The organism is Streptococcus sp. 27098_8_73, from assembly GCF_041432495.1.
Lineage (GTDB): Bacteria > Bacillota > Bacilli > Lactobacillales > Streptococcaceae > Streptococcus.
Genome location: NZ_JAPVZT010000011.1, coordinates 1 through 17,276, shown reverse-complemented (window position 1 = coordinate 17,276; position 17,276 = coordinate 1). Strand labels below are relative to the sequence as shown.

The 17,276-nt window shown below is 43.1% G+C and carries 17 protein-coding genes; 6 read left to right on the top strand and 11 right to left on the bottom strand.

Going from position 1 to position 17,276, the window contains the following annotated elements; all coding sequences use genetic code 11:
- Positions 1 to 13: 13 nt before the first annotated feature.
- The 8 genes from O3651_RS07995 to O3651_RS07960 all read right to left on the bottom strand — a co-directional run bounded on the left by O3651_RS07995 (position 14) and on the right by O3651_RS07960 (position 8,951).
- Positions 14 to 1,264 (bottom strand): diaminopimelate decarboxylase, encoded by a 1,251-nt coding sequence (locus tag O3651_RS07995; protein WP_371610133.1) that lies wholly within the window; start codon positions 1,262 to 1,264, stop codon positions 14 to 16.
- Between the two features lie 131 nt (positions 1,265 to 1,395).
- Positions 1,396 to 2,493: a hypothetical protein gene (locus tag O3651_RS07990; protein ID WP_371610132.1), complete on the bottom strand. Its 1,098-nt coding sequence runs from the start codon at positions 2,491 to 2,493 to the stop codon at positions 1,396 to 1,398.
- Positions 2,490 to 5,135, bottom strand: coding sequence for a valine--tRNA ligase (locus tag O3651_RS07985; RefSeq protein ID WP_371610131.1), 2,646 nt, complete (start codon positions 5,133 to 5,135; stop codon positions 2,490 to 2,492). The genes O3651_RS07990 and O3651_RS07985 overlap by 4 nt, the downstream gene beginning before the upstream one ends.
- Positions 5,128 to 6,183, bottom strand: a complete 1,056-nt coding sequence (locus O3651_RS07980) for a hypothetical protein (protein WP_371610130.1) — start codon at positions 6,181 to 6,183, stop codon at positions 5,128 to 5,130. The genes O3651_RS07985 and O3651_RS07980 overlap by 8 nt, the downstream gene beginning before the upstream one ends.
- A 68-nt stretch (positions 6,184 to 6,251) precedes the next feature.
- Positions 6,252 to 6,830 (bottom strand): GNAT family N-acetyltransferase, encoded by a 579-nt coding sequence (locus O3651_RS07975; RefSeq protein ID WP_371610129.1) that lies wholly within the window; start codon positions 6,828 to 6,830, stop codon positions 6,252 to 6,254.
- A gap of 245 nt (positions 6,831 to 7,075) precedes the next feature.
- Positions 7,076 to 7,330, bottom strand: a complete 255-nt coding sequence (locus O3651_RS07970) for a DUF1912 family protein (protein ID WP_061911354.1) — start codon at positions 7,328 to 7,330, stop codon at positions 7,076 to 7,078.
- 26 nt (positions 7,331 to 7,356) lie between these two features.
- Entirely contained in the window at positions 7,357 to 8,718 is a 1,362-nt protein-coding gene (locus tag O3651_RS07965) for a DUF438 domain-containing protein (protein ID WP_371610128.1), read from the bottom strand.
- A gap of 2 nt (positions 8,719 to 8,720) precedes the next feature.
- Entirely contained in the window at positions 8,721 to 8,951 is a 231-nt protein-coding gene (locus tag O3651_RS07960; protein WP_005590851.1) for a DUF1858 domain-containing protein, read from the bottom strand.
- A 293-nt stretch (positions 8,952 to 9,244) separates the two neighbouring features.
- Here O3651_RS07960 and O3651_RS07955 point away from each other — a divergent pair, with 293 nt between their 5' ends.
- Positions 9,245 to 10,177 carry a nitronate monooxygenase gene (locus O3651_RS07955; protein WP_371610127.1) on the top strand — a complete coding sequence of 311 codons (933 nt, stop codon included), beginning with the start codon at positions 9,245 to 9,247 and terminating at the stop codon, positions 10,175 to 10,177.
- A 253-nt stretch (positions 10,178 to 10,430) separates the two neighbouring features.
- Here O3651_RS07955 and rlmD read toward each other — a convergent pair whose 3' ends face one another.
- The gene (gene rlmD / locus O3651_RS07950) at positions 10,431 to 11,789 is read right to left on the bottom strand and encodes a 23S rRNA (uracil(1939)-C(5))-methyltransferase RlmD (RefSeq protein ID WP_371610126.1); all 1,359 of its coding nucleotides are present in this window, start codon (positions 11,787 to 11,789) and stop codon (positions 10,431 to 10,433) included.
- 55 nt (positions 11,790 to 11,844) lie between these two features.
- Between rlmD and O3651_RS07945 the strand changes: the two genes are divergently transcribed.
- The 4 genes from O3651_RS07945 (at position 11,845) to O3651_RS07930 (ending at position 14,548) form a co-directional block, all read left to right on the top strand.
- Entirely contained in the window at positions 11,845 to 12,621 is a 777-nt protein-coding gene (locus O3651_RS07945; protein WP_371610125.1) for an aminoglycoside 3'-phosphotransferase, read from the top strand.
- 26 nt (positions 12,622 to 12,647) lie between these two features.
- Positions 12,648 to 13,424, top strand: a complete 777-nt coding sequence (recX, locus tag O3651_RS07940) for a recombination regulator RecX (RefSeq protein ID WP_371610124.1) — start codon at positions 12,648 to 12,650, stop codon at positions 13,422 to 13,424.
- 86 nt (positions 13,425 to 13,510) lie between these two features.
- A complete protein-coding gene (locus O3651_RS07935; RefSeq protein ID WP_005590859.1) occupies positions 13,511 to 14,044 on the top strand; it encodes a DUF402 domain-containing protein in 534 nt (177 codons plus the stop codon).
- 186 nt (positions 14,045 to 14,230) lie between these two features.
- Entirely contained in the window at positions 14,231 to 14,548 is a 318-nt protein-coding gene (locus O3651_RS07930) for a DUF960 domain-containing protein (protein WP_045498988.1), read from the top strand.
- A 57-nt stretch (positions 14,549 to 14,605) separates the two neighbouring features.
- Here O3651_RS07930 and O3651_RS07925 read toward each other — a convergent pair whose 3' ends face one another.
- A complete protein-coding gene (locus O3651_RS07925; RefSeq protein WP_371610123.1) occupies positions 14,606 to 15,040 on the bottom strand; it encodes a GNAT family N-acetyltransferase in 435 nt (144 codons plus the stop codon).
- A gap of 62 nt (positions 15,041 to 15,102) precedes the next feature.
- On the opposite strand from O3651_RS07925, the gene O3651_RS07920 reads away from it, so the two are divergent.
- Positions 15,103 to 15,528 carry a MarR family winged helix-turn-helix transcriptional regulator gene (locus tag O3651_RS07920; protein ID WP_371610122.1) on the top strand — a complete coding sequence of 142 codons (426 nt, stop codon included), beginning with the start codon at positions 15,103 to 15,105 and terminating at the stop codon, positions 15,526 to 15,528.
- 120 nt (positions 15,529 to 15,648) lie between these two features.
- On the opposite strand, the gene O3651_RS07915 is transcribed toward O3651_RS07920, so the two are convergent.
- Positions 15,649 to 17,190, bottom strand: coding sequence for an ABC-F family ATP-binding cassette domain-containing protein (locus O3651_RS07915; RefSeq protein ID WP_125378813.1), 1,542 nt, complete (start codon positions 17,188 to 17,190; stop codon positions 15,649 to 15,651).
- Positions 17,191 to 17,276 lie beyond the last annotated feature (86 nt).

The following is a 17,276-nucleotide window of genomic DNA, read 5'->3' as shown; positions in this document are numbered from 1 at the left end:
TACCAAATTATCTCTATTTTTCAAAATCAAAGCCATAGAGAGTGGCGAAATAATCTTCTGGTCTCTCTGCCCGACGAATCATGCGAGCCTGACCATTTTCCTCTAGGAGAATCTCGCTAGAGCGCAATTTGGCATTGTATTGGTAGCCCATGGAGAAGCCGTGGGCACCGGTATCGTGAATGACCAGCGTATCGCCAATCTGACTGACAGGTAGCTCCCGCTGGATGGCAAATTTGTCGTTGTTTTCACAGAGGCTGCCGACCACATCGACAATCTCCGTCGGTCCTTCTGGCCGATCCATATTGGTAATATGGTGATAAGCTCCATACATAGCGGGACGCAGGAGATTAACCGCAGAAGCATCCACTCCCAGATAGGTCCGATAGGTTTGCTTTTTGTGAGTCACCTTGGTCACCAAGAGACCGAAAGGCGCCAGCATAAAACGGCCCAGCTCTGTGAAAATCTTGACCTGCCCCAGACCAGCTGGTGTCAGAATTTCCTCATAGGCTTGACGGACACCCTGACCGATAACCGCAATATCATTTTCCTCGCCATCAGGCTGATAATTGACCCCGACACCGCCAGACAGATTGATAAAGTCTAGCTCGACTCCTGTCTCAGCCACGACTTCTACAGCCAGCTCAAAAAGCTGACGCGCCAGTGCTGGATAGTAGTCATTGCTGACAGTATTAGAGGCTAAGAGGGCATGGATGCCGAATGTCTCCGCGCCCAGCTCCTTGAGCTCTTTGAAGGCCTGAATCAGTTGCGCCTTGGTCATACCAAACTTGGCTTCCTCTGGATGATCCATGATGCTGGTCCCCAGCTCAAAGACACCGCCGGGATTATAGCGGCAAGAAATCACCTTGGGAATCCCAGCCACTTCCTTCAAGAAAGCCACGTCTTCGTAAGCATCTAGATTAATGGTCGCTCCCAGCTTCCGCGCAAAACGAAATTCCTCGGCTGGCGTATTATTGGACGAAAACATAATTTCATCCCCAGCAAAGCCCAGCTTTTGGCTCATGAGCAACTCCACATAGCTAGCACAGTCCACCCCGCAGCCCTCTTCCTTGAGGATTTTTAAAATAGCAGGATTTGGTGTCGCCTTGACAGCAAAATATTCCTTAAAACCAGAATTCCAAGCAAAAGCCTCATGCAAAGCCCGCGCTCTCGCTCGAATTCCCTTCTCATCATAAAGATGGAAAGGCGTTGGAAACTGCGCGGTCAGCTCCGCCAAGCGCTCACGACTGATAAATGGAGTTTTCATACACGCTCCTACTTTCTCTTTTACTGACAATATTATAACACAAGTGTGAGTTTGGGAGGAGAAAAAATAGGCTCCAGAATTTCTACAATGGTTTTATCCATCACAGAAATCCTAGAGCCTTTAAATGAATCCTATTTTGGCAAATTATATTCCTCTTTAGTTTTATCAATATTATTTACTAATTCTGGTTGTCGAAACTTCACCTCGCTAATATTACTCTCATTTAGTCTATTAATTTTCATATAATAATAAATATCATCTTTGTAAGGAGATAAAAGTTTGTATTGAGGAAATCTTATCTGAATAGGATTCTTTTGTCTTGTTCTTACTATAGTCTTTCCTTTATCATCAATCAAAGCAATATCATAAGTTATTAAACTTGCTTTGTCGACTAAAATGTTAAATTTGAAATAATTTTTTCCTTCCACTAGTTTTTGATCAATAATAAAGTTATAATCCTGTTTATATGGCTTAACTAATTCAAGCACTGGGACAATAGGTTTATCGAGCGGTCCTCCATTAAATCCAAGATTTCTACTGAATTTTCCCTCTGAACTTAAATATGGTATGACTATCTGACTTTCTTCATGATCAGAGTGTATAGTAATTTTAATATCTTGTTTATAATCAGGAATTTTATCATCAAAATATTTTTTTATTTTAGAATCGGATAAGTCAATTTTAAATATTGATTCAATATCACCTCCCATTAATGGTTTACCAGCTATTGATCCACTCCTAATGATACTGGTACTATTATCTATTGAATTATGGTATATAATATCAACTTTATATTCTTTTGTGTTACTCTGCTGAGTTCCATTATTAAATCTGTAAAAATCTACAATCTGAGTATCATTATTAAAACCATTCTGAATAACTAAATCAACATATTGATAAGGTTCGACAGATACATTTGTTAAAATAAACTTGTGAATTGTACTCTCAAATTTATTATTTTCAATAATAAATTTAGCTTGAACATAATTTTCTAAAACATTTGTATCATCACTTCGTAATTCCTCACCATTAACAATTTTGGGAACATTTATAAAGTTCTTGTTTGTTATTTTAACGTTTCCAAAATATTTTCTAACGTTACTAAAAATAATAGGAAGAACAATTAAAATCAATCCAACTATTATAGGAGCAATTATCCAGTTAATTAGTTTCTCGTGTTGATTAATCCATTGCCTCAAATTAGCAATCATATTAGAAATTGCAGTCATATTTTCCTCATCTCATCAATACGTGCGACGGTCGCGTCGTATTTTGCTTGGTAGTCGGCTTGTTTGTCGCGTTCTTTTTGGACGACTTCTGGTTTGGCGTTGGCTACGAAACGTTCGTTAGAGAGTTTCTTGCCGACCATATCCAGTTCTTTTTGCCATTTAGCCAGTTCTTTGTCGAGGCGAGCCAGTTCTTCTTCGACATTGAGGAGGTCTGCCAGTGGCAAGTAGATTTCTGCTCCTGTGATGACGCTTGACATAGCGAGCTCAGGTGCAGGGATGGTTGATGCGATTTCCAAGTGTTCTGGATTTGTGAAGCGTTTGATATAGTTGACATTGCTGTTAAAGAAGGCTTCCAAGTCGCTATCGCTAGTCTTAACAAGGATCGTGATCGGCTTGCTTGGTGCTACGTTTACTTCCGCACGCGCATTACGAACAGCACGGATCAAGTCTTTGAGACTTTCCACACCAGTGTGGGCCGCAAGGTCTTCAAAGGCTGGGTTAACAGTTGGGTATTCTGCTGTAACGATAGAACCTTCTGAGATTTGTCCAAAGATTTCCTCTGTCACAAATGGCATGATTGGGTGAAGGAGACGAAGGATCTTGTCCAAAGTGTAAAGGAGAACAGAACGTGTGATGACTTTCTCTTCTTCATTGTCGCTATAAAGGACTTCCTTGGTCAACTCAACGTACCAGTCCGCAAACTCGTCCCAGATAAAGTTGTAAAGGATATGACCAGCCACACCAAACTCAAACTTATCAAAGTTTTCAGTGACTTTGCCGATGGTTTCATTGAGGTTGTGGAGAATCCAGCGGTCAGTAACGTTTCCAGCTTCCTTGTTGACAACTTTTTCGACATTGGCAGTTGCTTGCTTGAGGGTCAAACCTTCGTTATTCATGAGAATGTAGCGAGAGATGTTCCAGATCTTGTTAATGAAGTTCCAAGATGCATCCATTTTCTCGTAAGAAAAGCGCACATCTTGCCCTGGTGCAGAACCGTTTGAAAGGAACCAACGAAGGGCATCGGCACCGTATTTCTCGATGACATCCATTGGGTCAATCCCGTTACCAAGAGATTTAGACATCTTGCGTCCTTGCTCGTCACGGATAAGACCATGGATAAGGACGTTTTGGAATGGCTGACGGCCAGTGAATTCCAAAGATTGGAAGATCATACGAGACACCCAGAAGAAGATGATATCGTAACCTGTTACCAAAGTTGAAGTTGGGAAGTAACGTTTGAAGTCTTCTGAGTCGACATCAGGCCAGCCCATGGTTGAGAATGGCCAGAGGGCAGAACTGAACCAAGTATCCAAGACGTCTTCGTCCTGAGTCCATCCGTCACCTTCTGGAGCTTCTTCTCCGACATACATTTCACCCTCGGCATTGTACCAGGCAGGGATTTGGTGACCCCACCAGAGCTGACGAGAGATTACCCAGTCGTGAACATTTTCCATCCACTGGAGGAAGGTATCGTTGAAACGAGGGGGGTAGAATTCTACCTTGTCCTCTGTGTCTTGGTTGGCAATGGCATTCTTAGCCAATTGGTCCATCTTAACGAACCATTGAGTAGACAAGCGTGGTTCAACTACGACACCAGTACGTTCTGAATGACCAACACTGTGGACACGTTTTTCGATTTTAACGAGGGCGCCGATTTCTTCCAACTTAGCAACGACTGCCTTACGAGCTTCAAAACGGTCCATGCCTGCAAATTCGAAGGCCAAGTCATTCATGGTTCCGTCGTCGTTCATGACGTTGACTTGTGGCAAGTTGTGGCGTTGACCAACCAAGAAGTCGTTTGGATCGTGGGCAGGTGTGATTTTCACGACACCAGTACCAAACTCAGGATCTGCGTGTTCGTCTCCAACGATTGGGATGAGTTTATTAGCGATTGGAAGAATGACGTTTTGACCAATCAAGTCCTTGTAGCGTGGGTCTTCTGGGTTGACCGCAACGGCAACGTCCCCAAACATGGTCTCTGGACGAGTAGTGGCAACTTCAAGGGCGCGTGAGCCGTCTTCTAGCATGTAGTTCATGTGGTAGAAGGCACCTTCGACATCCTTGTGAATAACTTCGATATCAGAAAGGGCTGTACGAGCTGCTGGGTCCCAGTTGATGATAAACTCACCACGGTAGATCCAGCCTTTCTTGTAAAGATCCACAAAGACCTTGCGAACGGCTTTTGACAAACCTTCATCAAGAGTGAAACGCTCACGAGAATAGTCTACAGAGAGCCCCATCTTGCCCCACTGTTCCTTGATGGTTGTCGCATATTCGTCTTTCCATTCCCAGACTTTTTCCAAGAATTTTTCACGGCCGAGGTCATAACGACTAATGCCCTCACCACGCAAGCGCTCCTCAACCTTAGCCTGCGTGGCAATCCCCGCGTGGTCCATCCCTGGCAGCCAAAGCGTATCAAAGCCTTGCATGCGCTTCTGACGGATGATAATATCCTGCAAGGTCGTATCCCAAGCGTGACCAAGGTGAAGTTTACCAGTCACGTTTGGTGGTGGAATAACGATTGAATAAGGCTTAGCCTTTTGATCGCCTGAAGGCTTGAAAACATCAGCATCAAGCCATTTTTGGTAACGACCAGCCTCAACCTCGGCTGGATTGTATTTAGGTGAAAGTTCTTTAGACATGTGTTTGCTCCTTTATTTCTTGTTTTATATATGATTGAAGTATGTGTCTATATTGAGGTAAACTCTCCAATTCCCTTAATTTTGATATATATATAACCTCATTTTTATATATTTTTGTTTGTATCCATACCAATGACAGATAGAAAATTGAAGATAGACATAAAGCAATAATGCTTAAATTATATATATTTTTCACTAACTGTCTTCCAATAAAAAAAACTAATATACAGAATATTATTGATAACATTAACAATATCCAATTTAACATCGTAACTTGGAATATTAGAGGAAACTTTACTCTGTACTTTGCGATTACTCTTTTTAGATAATTTTTTTTCATTTTATTCGGAGAAACATTATCTATAATTTGTTGATTGAGTTTCTTATTAATTCTATTGTCAATAAACACTCCACATGCAAAACAAAAAAATAATGCTAATAATACGAATAGGGTTTCTATAAATAATCTACATGAAGATATTTTATTTTCATTTGAAAAGTAGTATACCCCAAATGTTAGAATTATAGAGATTCCTAAAATAATTCTTATAATTATAAAAATTGTCCTAGCAATACCATATTTAACTTCATACTTGGAAAATTCCCAATCTCTTTTCTTTAAAAATCTTAAATACTCTCTCAATAACTCTAGTTTTAGAATGTTATCTTCATTACTAATATCTTCAAATTCAATTGTTTTTAAAAGATTCCAAATATGAACATTGTTGAGATAATAATCAATAGGTCTATTTGTTTTCTTTCCGATATCTATTATCCCAAATGCAGTTATCAAATCCCTTGTTTTTTCGATAATAGTTTCCCTATAGTCTTTGAGGTCAATATCATAAAACTTTATATCTTTTAACTTTAAGTTCTCAGGAATTGACTTTATCTGTATTATAAGATCCGAAACTTCTAATAATAAATTTTCAATTTTTTTACGCCACTGTGATCTTTCACTTGTAATATTAGTAACACTATTTTTCTTACCTTCTTGAGCAAACAATAAAATAGCTGAAATAATAGTCCCCAATCCAAATGCAGCCAACAGACTAATAAATGAACTATGAGTCCACAGATCTTCAGTAGCGCCTCCATTAAATAAAAAACAGCACCTCATAACTTACTTTCCCACTCCTTCCTCAGCAATCCATAAGCCAACTCTGCACAGCGATTGCCTTGGGCATCTTTGCGGTCTCGGATGCGAGCTTCAAGGGTGAAACCAAGTTTCTCAGCGACTCGTTGACTTTGTTTATTGTAATCAAAACATCGAATTTCAACCTTGTGGAGTTTAAGAATGGTAAAAGCAACTTCTATCAAAGCACTGACGGCTTCTGGTACATAACCCTTTCCCCAATAATCTGGATGCAGTAGGTAGCCAATTTCAAAGACATCGTCCTCATGACGGTGATTGAAGTCACAAGAGCCAATGACTCGGTCATCCCCCTTAACTGTAATGCCATAGCCAGATGGAAGTTCCTTCTTTTCTAGATTTTCAAAATAGCGATTTTCAAAATAGTCACGCTCTGCTTCCAAGCTATCTACAGGAGGAAATCCAGCTGGATAACAGACTTCAGGCAGACCAGCATAAGCAAACATATCCTCCACATCATCTGCCGTTCGCTGACGCAATATCAACTGTTCAGTTTCCAACTTTGGCAACTCTTTGCCATTATAAGATTCAAGAAGTTTCATTCAAACCTCCTTTCCGCAACATAAAAATAATCCCTTCCTAGTCAGACTAGAAAGGGACGAATGTGTTTATCCGCGGTACCACCCAGTTTCGGGCAGATGCCCGCTGCTCTGTTTATTTCAATTTATCATCTCATCAGCAACCAGTCTTGACACATTTGTGGACTTCTCAGCATCGCCACTTTCTGTAAAATGCTTGACTCAAAACACCTCTGATGAACTTATTCTATCACCTTTCCAGTGAAAAATCAATAATTTCTCTCACCCAAAAGTCCGTCTGGCAGGTCGTGGAAGCCTTTGCCCGCCTGATAGTTGGCGAATTTCCCCAAAAGGAACTGGTAGGCATCTAGACGACTTTCATAGCGAATGGCCGCTTCCTTAGCTCGCTCGTCCTGGTCCGCCTCGTAGACCGCCTGACTCTCCTTGAGCGCCATCTCGTTAATCATGACCTGGGTCTTGACCCAAGCTTCAAAGTCCTGTAAAAATTCCTGTTCGTAACTCATGTTTCTCACTTTCTAACTGCAAATACCTAGTCCAAATCTCGGTAAAAATCACTGTCAATATCACGGAAGGGCTGAATGTTCTGTACATACTCCAGTACCCCTTGAAATTCACCAGCCTCATCCCGCACCGCCGCATAGGTCACATGGACAAACTTGCCCCGTGATTCCGACTTGAACCACATCTCAAACTTGTCCCGCTCTCCCTCGCGCAGAGCCTTGAAAATCCGCCGCACCTTGTCTAAAAACTTGGGCGGATGACAGAGCTCGACATTGCGCCCTATCTGGGACGGTGTCCGCTTGAAAATCATCTCGTCTGCTGGCACGCTGTCATTATAATACTGGAAAATATCGTCCTTATTGACAAAGGTAATCTCCATGGGCAGATGATCCAAAATCAGATTGGCCTCCGCCACCGACAGATAGCCATGACCAAAAGGCTGCTGGGAGTCCCGATTAAAGGCTTGCTCCTTCTTTTCCTTAGGCTTAAAGGAAATGGTGACCTGACCATCTGGTGTATCAATGACCTGTTGAAACCTGCCATCACTAGTCTGCTCTGTGCTGGCTGGCGCTTCGCTTCCTTCATCAGCAGCATCCCCAGCTTCCTCCTCCGAGAATGAGTGCCGCGCAGGAATCCATTTCTCCGTCGGCTTAATGATGGCATAGCCATAAGCATCGCTCTCCTCAGCAATCTTGAGCCAGTCATCCTGATGAAAGGACTCGAGGAGTATCATGAGAAGGATAGACTCTTCCTTGAAAATCATAGCTTCAAACTCAGCGGCAAAAGTCTCAAACTTGTCCTGGACTTTTTCAATCGAAGTATCTGGTAGCTGCTCTGCAGCAATCTGAGCCTCTTGGAAAAGGTCACGAATCTGGTCATCTACCCCCCACATGACCTTGGGCGGCGAATCGTGACCGTAGCTTTCCATGATAGGAAACATAAGCTCTTCCTTGCGCTGATAGTGTATATCAAACTGCCCCACCAAACCCAGCTGGCGCTGGAGTCCCTTGCGGATTTCAGGAAGAAGCTCCTCATCTTCTGTACTTTCATAGGTGGATAGGAGCCTGCGAACCCGCATAAGGGCAGCCCGCAGCGCTAAATTTTCCTGTTTGAAGATCTGAACAGGATGGCCTGGATGGTCGGTATCAGCCACCTCCACATCCTGAATGGCACCTTTAAAGAGGTTGGCATGGACATTGCAGAGGGACATGACATCTTCGAAAGTCACTCCCGTATCCGAGTTCATCAGCTCATGCTCCATCAGGCTGATTTCGATAGCGGACACACCAGCAAAATACTCGTTGAAAAGCTCCTGAACGGACTCTGCTGAAGCTCCATTATGTAAATCTAGCAAGATAGACTTGAGGACTTCAATGCGTTCAGTAGCCATTTCTAAATCCCCACCACTTCATAGCCGTTCAATTCCAGAGTTTGCTTGATTTTATTCAGGTCAATACCGTTCATGCTGGCTCCTTTTTTGATAGAAACCACGCGCCCGACTGTATTGCGCATAACAGGATTGGCCAGAGGCTTAAAGCCCAACTCGACCAAGACATCTAAAACTTCAGGCTGCTTCTCAATCACTTCTGCCACTGGAATAGACAAATCAATCACATTATCCATATGCCCTACCTCCGTGTATTTTTTATTATTATATCACAAAAGATGCGTCCAATAAAAATCCTTTCCATCACTTGCTCAAATCCAAGCTTGGAGTATATAACAAATTCTAATAGGCTATAAGTTATTGTTATAAGGACACTGATAAATTTAGTTTCACAAGGAAAAGTCAGTCCTATCAAGAATTTCTGAGATTTCTTTCACAAACTTCTATCTTTTGCCAAGTCACGGCTTTATTGAAAACGCTTTATTATAGTGATATAATGATTTTAAATACAGAATAAAGGAGATGCCCTATGTCTATTACAAAATTGTTGAACATTAAGTACCCTATTTTCCAAGGAGCTATGGCTCAGATTTCCCACTACCAACTGGCGGCAGCTGTTTCAGAAGCTGGCGGACTGGGAATCATTGCTTCAGGTGGAATGACGGGTGAGCAGTTGCGCGAAGAAATCCGTGAACTGCGTAAATTGACTGACAAGCCATTTGCCGTCAATGTCATGCTCATGATGAAAAATATCAAGGAGATTGTGACGGTCATCATTGAAGAAAAAGTTCCTGTCGTAACGACTGGGGCTGGTACACCAAAATTCATCATGCCTTATCTGAAAGAGGCAGGTATCAAGGTAATCCCTGTTATTGCCAGTGTCAAACACGCACAAAAAATGCAAGAGCTCGGAGTTGATGCCGTGATTGCTGAAGGTTCTGAAGCTGGTGGCCACATCGGTGAAACCAATACTATGGCTCTCATTCCTCAGATTGTTGACTCCGTTGATATTCCAGTCATCGCTGCAGGTGGCGTTGCCGATGGTCGTGGTCTCGCTGCCGCTTTTGTCTTCGGTGCACAAGGGGTTCAGATGGGAACTATCTTCCTAGCTTCTGAAGAATGCCCAATTTCAGCAGGTTACAAGGATGCCATTGTCGCAGCCAATGACACTGCTACTGCCGTTACTGGTCGTATTGCTGGTGCGCCGGTTCGTTGTATCCGCAATGAAATGACCGACCACTATATCGAACTAGAAAACAAAGGCACCAATCGTGATGAACTCGAAGAAATCACCATCGGTTCGCTTTCTAAAGCTGTTTACGAAGGAGATACTGTGCACGGCTCTATGATGAGCGGTCAAATCGCAGGCTTAGTCAAGGAAATTCGTCCATGTAAAGAAATCCTCGACACAATCGTTGCCGATGCCCAAAAGGTTCTCCAAAACACTGAAATAAAGCTATAATCCTCTAACTCAAAAGAGAGTGGGACAGAAATCGGTAATTCGTTAGAATTCGATTTCGTCGTCCCAACTCCGCACAGTTGAGTAGGGCTGTAAAAGCTGATGAAATCAGCGTAGTAAAGCCCACTCAACCACTGCGTCTTGCTCGACAAGCCAAAGACAATTGAGAGGCTAGGACTTTTGTCCCAGCCTCTTTTGCTGTTCATTTAGACTTGTTTTTGTCGTTGCCTCAAATATGCTTCAACAAATCACTCTGTTACTTGTCTTTTTTGACCAATTTCACCACTGCTTCGGTCCGAGCGGTGTGAGGAAACATATCAACCGACTGGATGTAGTGGACATCGTAGACCTGACTGAGCTTGACCAAATCGCGAGCTAAAGTTGAGACATTGCAGGAAACGTAGACCATCTTTTCAGGTGCATAGCGGACAATCGTCTCCAGCAACTTATCGTCCAGACCTGTTCGTGGCGGATCGACAATCAAGGCATTCGCTCGATAGCCCTCAGCATACCAGCGAGGAATGATCTCCTCTGCCGTTCCAGCCTCGTAGAGTGTATTGTCAAAGCCCATCCGTTTCGCATTGCGCTTGGCGTCTTCAATGGCCTCAGGGATGATGTCCATGCCCCGCAAAGACTTGACCTTTTTAGCAAAGGCAAAGCCGATAGTCCCCACTCCGCAATAGGCATCAATCAAATGATCTTCTTTCGTCACATCCAGCGCCTTAACCGCCTCCCCGTAGAGCACCTCTGTCTGCTCAGGGTTGAGCTGATAGAAAGCTCGAGGCGACAAAGAGAACTCATAGTCCAGCACTCCTTCTTGGATGGCCTTCTTGCCCCAGATAATCTCTGTCTTATCCCCATAAATCTCACTGGACTTGCTCGTATGATAATTGACCGCCACTGTCTCCAGCTCGGGAAATTCAGCCACTAGGTCTCGGACGACTGGAGAAAAGTCTAGCTTGCGACCTGTTACAAAAATCATCTGCACCTGACCCGTTTTTCTGGCCCTGCGAATCATGACGGTACGCACTCCAGTTGTCTTGCGCTCATCGTAGATGGGCAGCCTGTATTTACCTAAAAGCCGAGCTACCTTATTGACAATAGCCTGCGTTACCTTGTCCTGAACCAAACAGTTTTTCAGCGAGACCAGATAGTGGGAATTCTGGGCATAGAGCCCTGCCTTGACCTCATCCTTAAACTTCCGAGTCTGAAACTGCAGCTTGGCCCGGTAATAGAGCGGCTCCTGCATGCCAATGGTTGGACGAATTTCATAGTTTTCGTAGCCAGCTGGCGCAAATTTTTTCAAGGCCTGACGCAGCAAATCTTCCTTAAACTCCAACTGCTTGTCATAGTGGAGGTGCATGATTTGACATCCTCCACAGCTTTCATAAATCTCACAAGGCGCTTCCACCCGAAATTTTGACCGCTTGTTGATTGTGAGGAGCTTAGCTTCAATAAAATTACGCTGCACCTTGGTCACCTGACAGTAGACTTCTTCACCTTTCAAAGCCCCCGGCACAAAGACCAGCGTTTTCTTATAAAATCCAATTCCTTCCCCATTGATTCCCATTTTTTTGATTTTGAGAGGGATTCTTTGCTTCACTTTTACATTCATGCCTCTATTATACCACGCTAGAGTCGATTCGTTGAGAATATGTTACAATAAAAGTATGAAAACAGAAAAAATATCTCTTCCACTCGCACATTTCCCTGAGCAAATCCGAACTTATCTAGAGGGAGCCAACTTTTACGACAGCTCCTCACATTCAAGCGCCCGTGTTTTCTATGCCGATACGGGCTATTATTTGAAAATCGACCAAAAAGGCAAGTTATCCCAAGAAGCCACACTTGCCAAATGGTTTGAGAAGCAAGAACTCGGTGTGCCTGTCATTCACTACCTGTCAGCAGATCATGACTACCTGCTGACTAGAGAAGCCGAGGGCAAGGATGCCCTAGCCTTTCTTCAACAGCCAGAAGAGCTTTGCCAAACAATGGCTGCCGCACTCAAAAAACTTCACAGCATCCAACCCCAGCATTTCCCAATCCAGCATCGCCTCCAACACTATAAAAAGCAGGCAGAGGAAAATTATCAGAAAGGTTGCTTTTATCAAAAAGCCTTGCTGCCTCAATTTCATATCCAAAGTCGAGAGGAAGCCTACCAGCTTATCCAAGAACAGGGACACCTACTGACGTCAGACTCCTTGATTCACGGAGACGCCTGTTTGCCCAATTTCATTCTGAAAGACGCAGCAACCTTCTCCTGCTTTATTGACGTTGGACTCGCAGGCTTTAGCGATCACCACATTGACCTTTACTGGTCGATCTGGTCCCTTACTTATAATTTATCTGACCCCCAATACGCAGAGCTCTTTCTTGACTACTATGGCCGGAAGGATGTTGATACAGACAAACTGCGCTTGATAGCTGCCTTTGAAGCATTTAGCTAAAAGAAAGGATTCTACCAAAATCTCTTATGAAAATCACAAAAATCGAAAAGAAAAAACGGCTCTACCTCTTGGAGTTGGACAACAGTGAAAATCTCTATATTACAGAAGACACCATCGTCCACTTCATGCTGTCTAAAGGAATGGAAATCACGGAGCAGGAGTTAAAAGAGATTCAAACTTACGCCCAATTTTCCTATGGAAAAAATCTAGCCCTCTACCATCTCTCCTTCAAGCAAAGGACTGCCAAGGAAGTTAAAGACTACTTAATACAGCACGACATCCAACCAGAAATCATCAGCCAAGTCTTGGACGCTTTGAAAAAAGAAAATTGGATCAACGACATAAAATATGCCAATTCTTATATCCAATCCAACCTTCTCACTGGTGACAAGGGCGCTTTTGTTCTCAAGCAAAAACTCAGCCAAAAAGGGATTTCTAGCACTATTATCGAAGAAGAGCTAAGACGATTTGATTTCACTGAAGCAGCTGAGCGAGTTGCTGAGAAACTTTTAAAGAAATACCAAGGAAAACTGCCCAGCAAGGCCTTGCAAGATAAAATTCTCCAAGCCCTGATAAACAAAGGTTTTTCCTATGGACAGGCCAAAGAAGCCTTCCAGCATTTAGACATCGAAGAAGACCAAGAAAACCAGCAAGAACTGCTCTATAAAGAGCTAGACAAGCAATACCGCAAGTACTCCAAAAAGTACGAGGGCTACGACTTAAAACAGCGTCTGACCCAAGCTCTGGCTCGCAAAGGCTATGATTTTTCGGACATTGCCAGCGCTCTAAGAGAATATCTTTAAGATTTTCTATGAAAACTTAGGCATTTTTATGAAAATATGTTACAATAAAGAGGATAAACTTAAAAATTGTAGAAAGTTGGTAGGTTATGAAGCTTCCCAAAGAAGGCGACTTTATTACAATTCAAAGTTATAAGCATGATGGGAATCTTCACCGCACTTGGCGAGATACCATGGTACTAAAGACAACAGAAAATGCCATTATTGGCGTTAATGACCACACACTGGTAACAGAAAGTGATGGCCGGCGCTGGGTAACACGAGAGCCTGCCATTGTCTATTTTCATAAGAAATATTGGTTTAATATCATTGCCATGATTCGTGATAATGGCACTTCATACTACTGCAACCTTGCCAGCCCCTATTATCTGGACAATGAAGCCCTCAAGTACATCGACTATGATTTAGATGTTAAGGTCTTCACAGACGGAGAAAAACGGCTGCTTGATGTAGAAGAGTATGAGCGTCATAAAAGGCAAATGAACTATTCGGATGATTTGGATTTCATTCTTAAGGAAAACGTCAAGATTCTGGTTGACTGGATCAACAACGAACGCGGTCCCTTCTCCGATGCTTATGTGAAAATTTGGTACAAACGTTATGTTGAACTAAAGAATCGATAAAGTTGTCAAAGAGCGCAAGCTCTTTTTTCTTGTTTTCTTTCTCAAAAGACCTTCGTCCAGCAAGGAAGCAATTTCTTGCAATTCCTACTTATTTCTTGTATGATAGAACCATCAATGCTGCTAGTAAAGCACTAGAGGATCAATTTCTGGTCCTCCACAGCAAATTTCTAGAAAGGAGTGAGTCTCATGGCTTTTACCAATACTCGTGGTCGCTATGCCAGCTTTGGCGCTATCACTAGCCTTCCAGATGATGTGATTGACACTTTCTGGTACATCATCGACAACTTCCTTAAAGATGTCTTCCCTTTGAATAATCTGATTCGCTTCGAGTTGATCAATAACGAAGGAAAGCTGACTTTTCGTTTTTCTGAGGACCATCTCGATACACTCATCTCCTTTGATTTCACCTATAAATTTGACCCATTCTACCCTCGCATGATCTACGTTGTGGATAATAACGGCAGAGAGACTGTCATGTTAGCCGATGAATACTCTATGTTTTAAAAAAATAAAATCCAGTTGAGACACCATCACTATGAGCGGTTCTTCAACTGGATTTTTTTATTTTTTGTAAATCATTTTGATATGAGGCGTTGATTCAAAGATAAAAGGCTCTCCTTGAGTCACAAAACCGAATTTTTCATAAAGCCCCACGACTTGCTCCTGAGCTTCAATTTCAATCATTTTTCCCGGCCACTTTTTCTCACAAAGAATCAAAATTTCCTCTACCAATCTATTCCCTAGACCCTTTCCTCTGGCTGACGGGGCTGTCACAAGGCGACCAAAAACGACTTTTTCATCTTCCTCAAACACACGGGCATAGGCGTCTACTTCCTCTTGCTCATTAACATGAAAAATATGAACAGCTTTCAAGTCTTTTTCGTCCAATTCATGATAGATTCGCTCTTGCTCGACGACAAAGGTATCGATCCGCAGTTTTAAAAGCTTGTAAAATTCTAGTATATCCAATTCTTGCAAATATTTTTTATACCACATACTTGTTTCCGTCCTTGCTTTATTATATAATCATTGTAAATGCAACTATCAAAGGAGTTCTTATGGATTACCGTCAGTTATTTCGTCAAATGGGATTCATCTCCCGTCAAGCCATGATGAGAATGAACCAAGAAGCTAGCCAATACGGGCTTGATAATAATCTCTTTCTCATTCTTACTCGCATTGTCGAACACCCCGCCATCCATCAATCTCAGCTAGCAGAGCTGGTTCAGATTGACAAGACTACCCTGAGCCGGTCTCTAAGAAAGCTGGAAGAAAGAGGCTTGATTGTCAAAAAGACCAAGCAAGAGAATAAGAAATTCAAGGAGCTCTATCCACTGACTCCTGCACTAAAAGTATATGATAAGCTGATTGGCTACGAGGACAGATATATTCAGGCTAGTCTGCATCAACTGACTTCATCTGAACTCTTTCAGTTGGATCATATCTTACAGAAAATCCAAAACTCCCAACAAGAAGAAGTATAACACAACATAATTGCATTTGCAACTATGTGATATTAAAAACTAAAGCTATTAAAAGCGGCTGCTTGCAAGTAACTGAGAAGACACCCTCGTCTCTGCATGCAAAACCGCCTTAATAGCTTTTTAAGTTAGTTGATTGAAGTCCCAGATTTGATCCATCCAGCCTTCATAAAAATCGGGCTCGTGGCAGACCATAAGGATGCTGCCCTTGTATTCTTTCAGAGCGCGCTTGAGCTCCTCTTTGGCATCTACATCCAAGTGGTTAGTCGGCTCGTCCAGAACCAGAACATTATTTTCTCGGTTCATGAGGAGGCACAGTCGGACCTTGGCCTGCTCGCCACCTGAAAGAACCTGGATCTGGCTCTCGATATGCTTGGAAGTCAATCCACATCTAGCCAGAGCCGCTCGGACTTCTGCTTGATTTAGAGCTGGAAAGGCATTCCAAACCGCTTCGAGAGGTGTCTGACGATTGCCGCCCTCTACTTCCTGCTCGAAATAGCCCAGCTCTAGATAGTCCCCACGTTCGACCTGACCTGCGATAGGCGGGATAATCCCCAGCAAACTCTTGAGTAGGGTTGTTTTCCCAATCCCATTTGCCCCGATGATAGCCACCTTCTGATTGCGCTCAAAGGTAAGATTAAGAGGTTGAGTTAGAGGCCGGTCGTAGCCAATCTGCAAGTCCTTAGCTTGGAAGATAAAGCGGCCAGGTGTACGGGCAGGCTTGAAATCGAAGGATGGTTTTGGTTTCTCGCTTTGCAGCTCAATAATGTCCATCTTATCCAGCTTTTTCTGGCGGGACATGGCCATATTACGGGTCGCTACACGGGCTTTATTGCGAGCTACAAAATCCTTGAGGTCTGCAATTTCCTTCTGCTGGCGCTCGTAGGCTGCTTCCAGCTGAGATTTTTTCATCTCATAGACCTCTAGGAACTGATAATAATCACCAGAATAACGAGTCAGTTGCTGATTTTCCACATGGTAGACGATATTGATCACGTCATTCAAGAAAGGAATATCGTGCGAGATCAGGACAAAGGCGTTTTCATAGTTTTGGAGGTAGCGCTTGAGCCAGTCAATGTGCTCCGCATCCAGATAGTTGGTTGGCTCGTCCAAGAGCAGGATATCTGGTTTTTCCAGAAGCAGCTTAGCCAAAAGAACCTTGGTCCGCTGCCCACCAGATAACTCTGTCACATCGCTTTCCATACCGTAGTCCATGACACCTAGTGCTCGTGCAACTTCGTCAATCTTGGCATCTAGCGTATAGAAATCCCGGCTCTCCAAGCGGTCCTGCAGTTCGCCTACTTCTTCCATCAGGGCATCAACATCGGCCCCTTCCTCAGCCATGCTCATATAGATTTCATTGATACGAGCCTCGGTCTTGAAAAGCTCGTCAAATGCCGTACGCAAAACATCACGGACAGATTGACCTTGCTCCAAAACTGCATGCTGGTCCAGATAGCCAGCCGTCACATACTTGGACCACTCGACCTTCCCTTCGTCCGGCAGCATTTTGCCCGTCACAATGCTCATAAAGGTTGACTTCCCTTCACCGTTGGCACCAACCAGACCGATATGCTCTCCCTTGAGCAGACGGAAGGATACATCCTCAAAAATAGCCCGGTCCCCAAAACCGTGGCTGAGATTTTTTACTTCTAAAATACTCATCTTTTCTCCTCTACATTGATTGCAGTTTCTTGATTATACCATCTTAGGAAGCCAATTGGCAAGAAAATAAAAGAGGCTGGGACAAA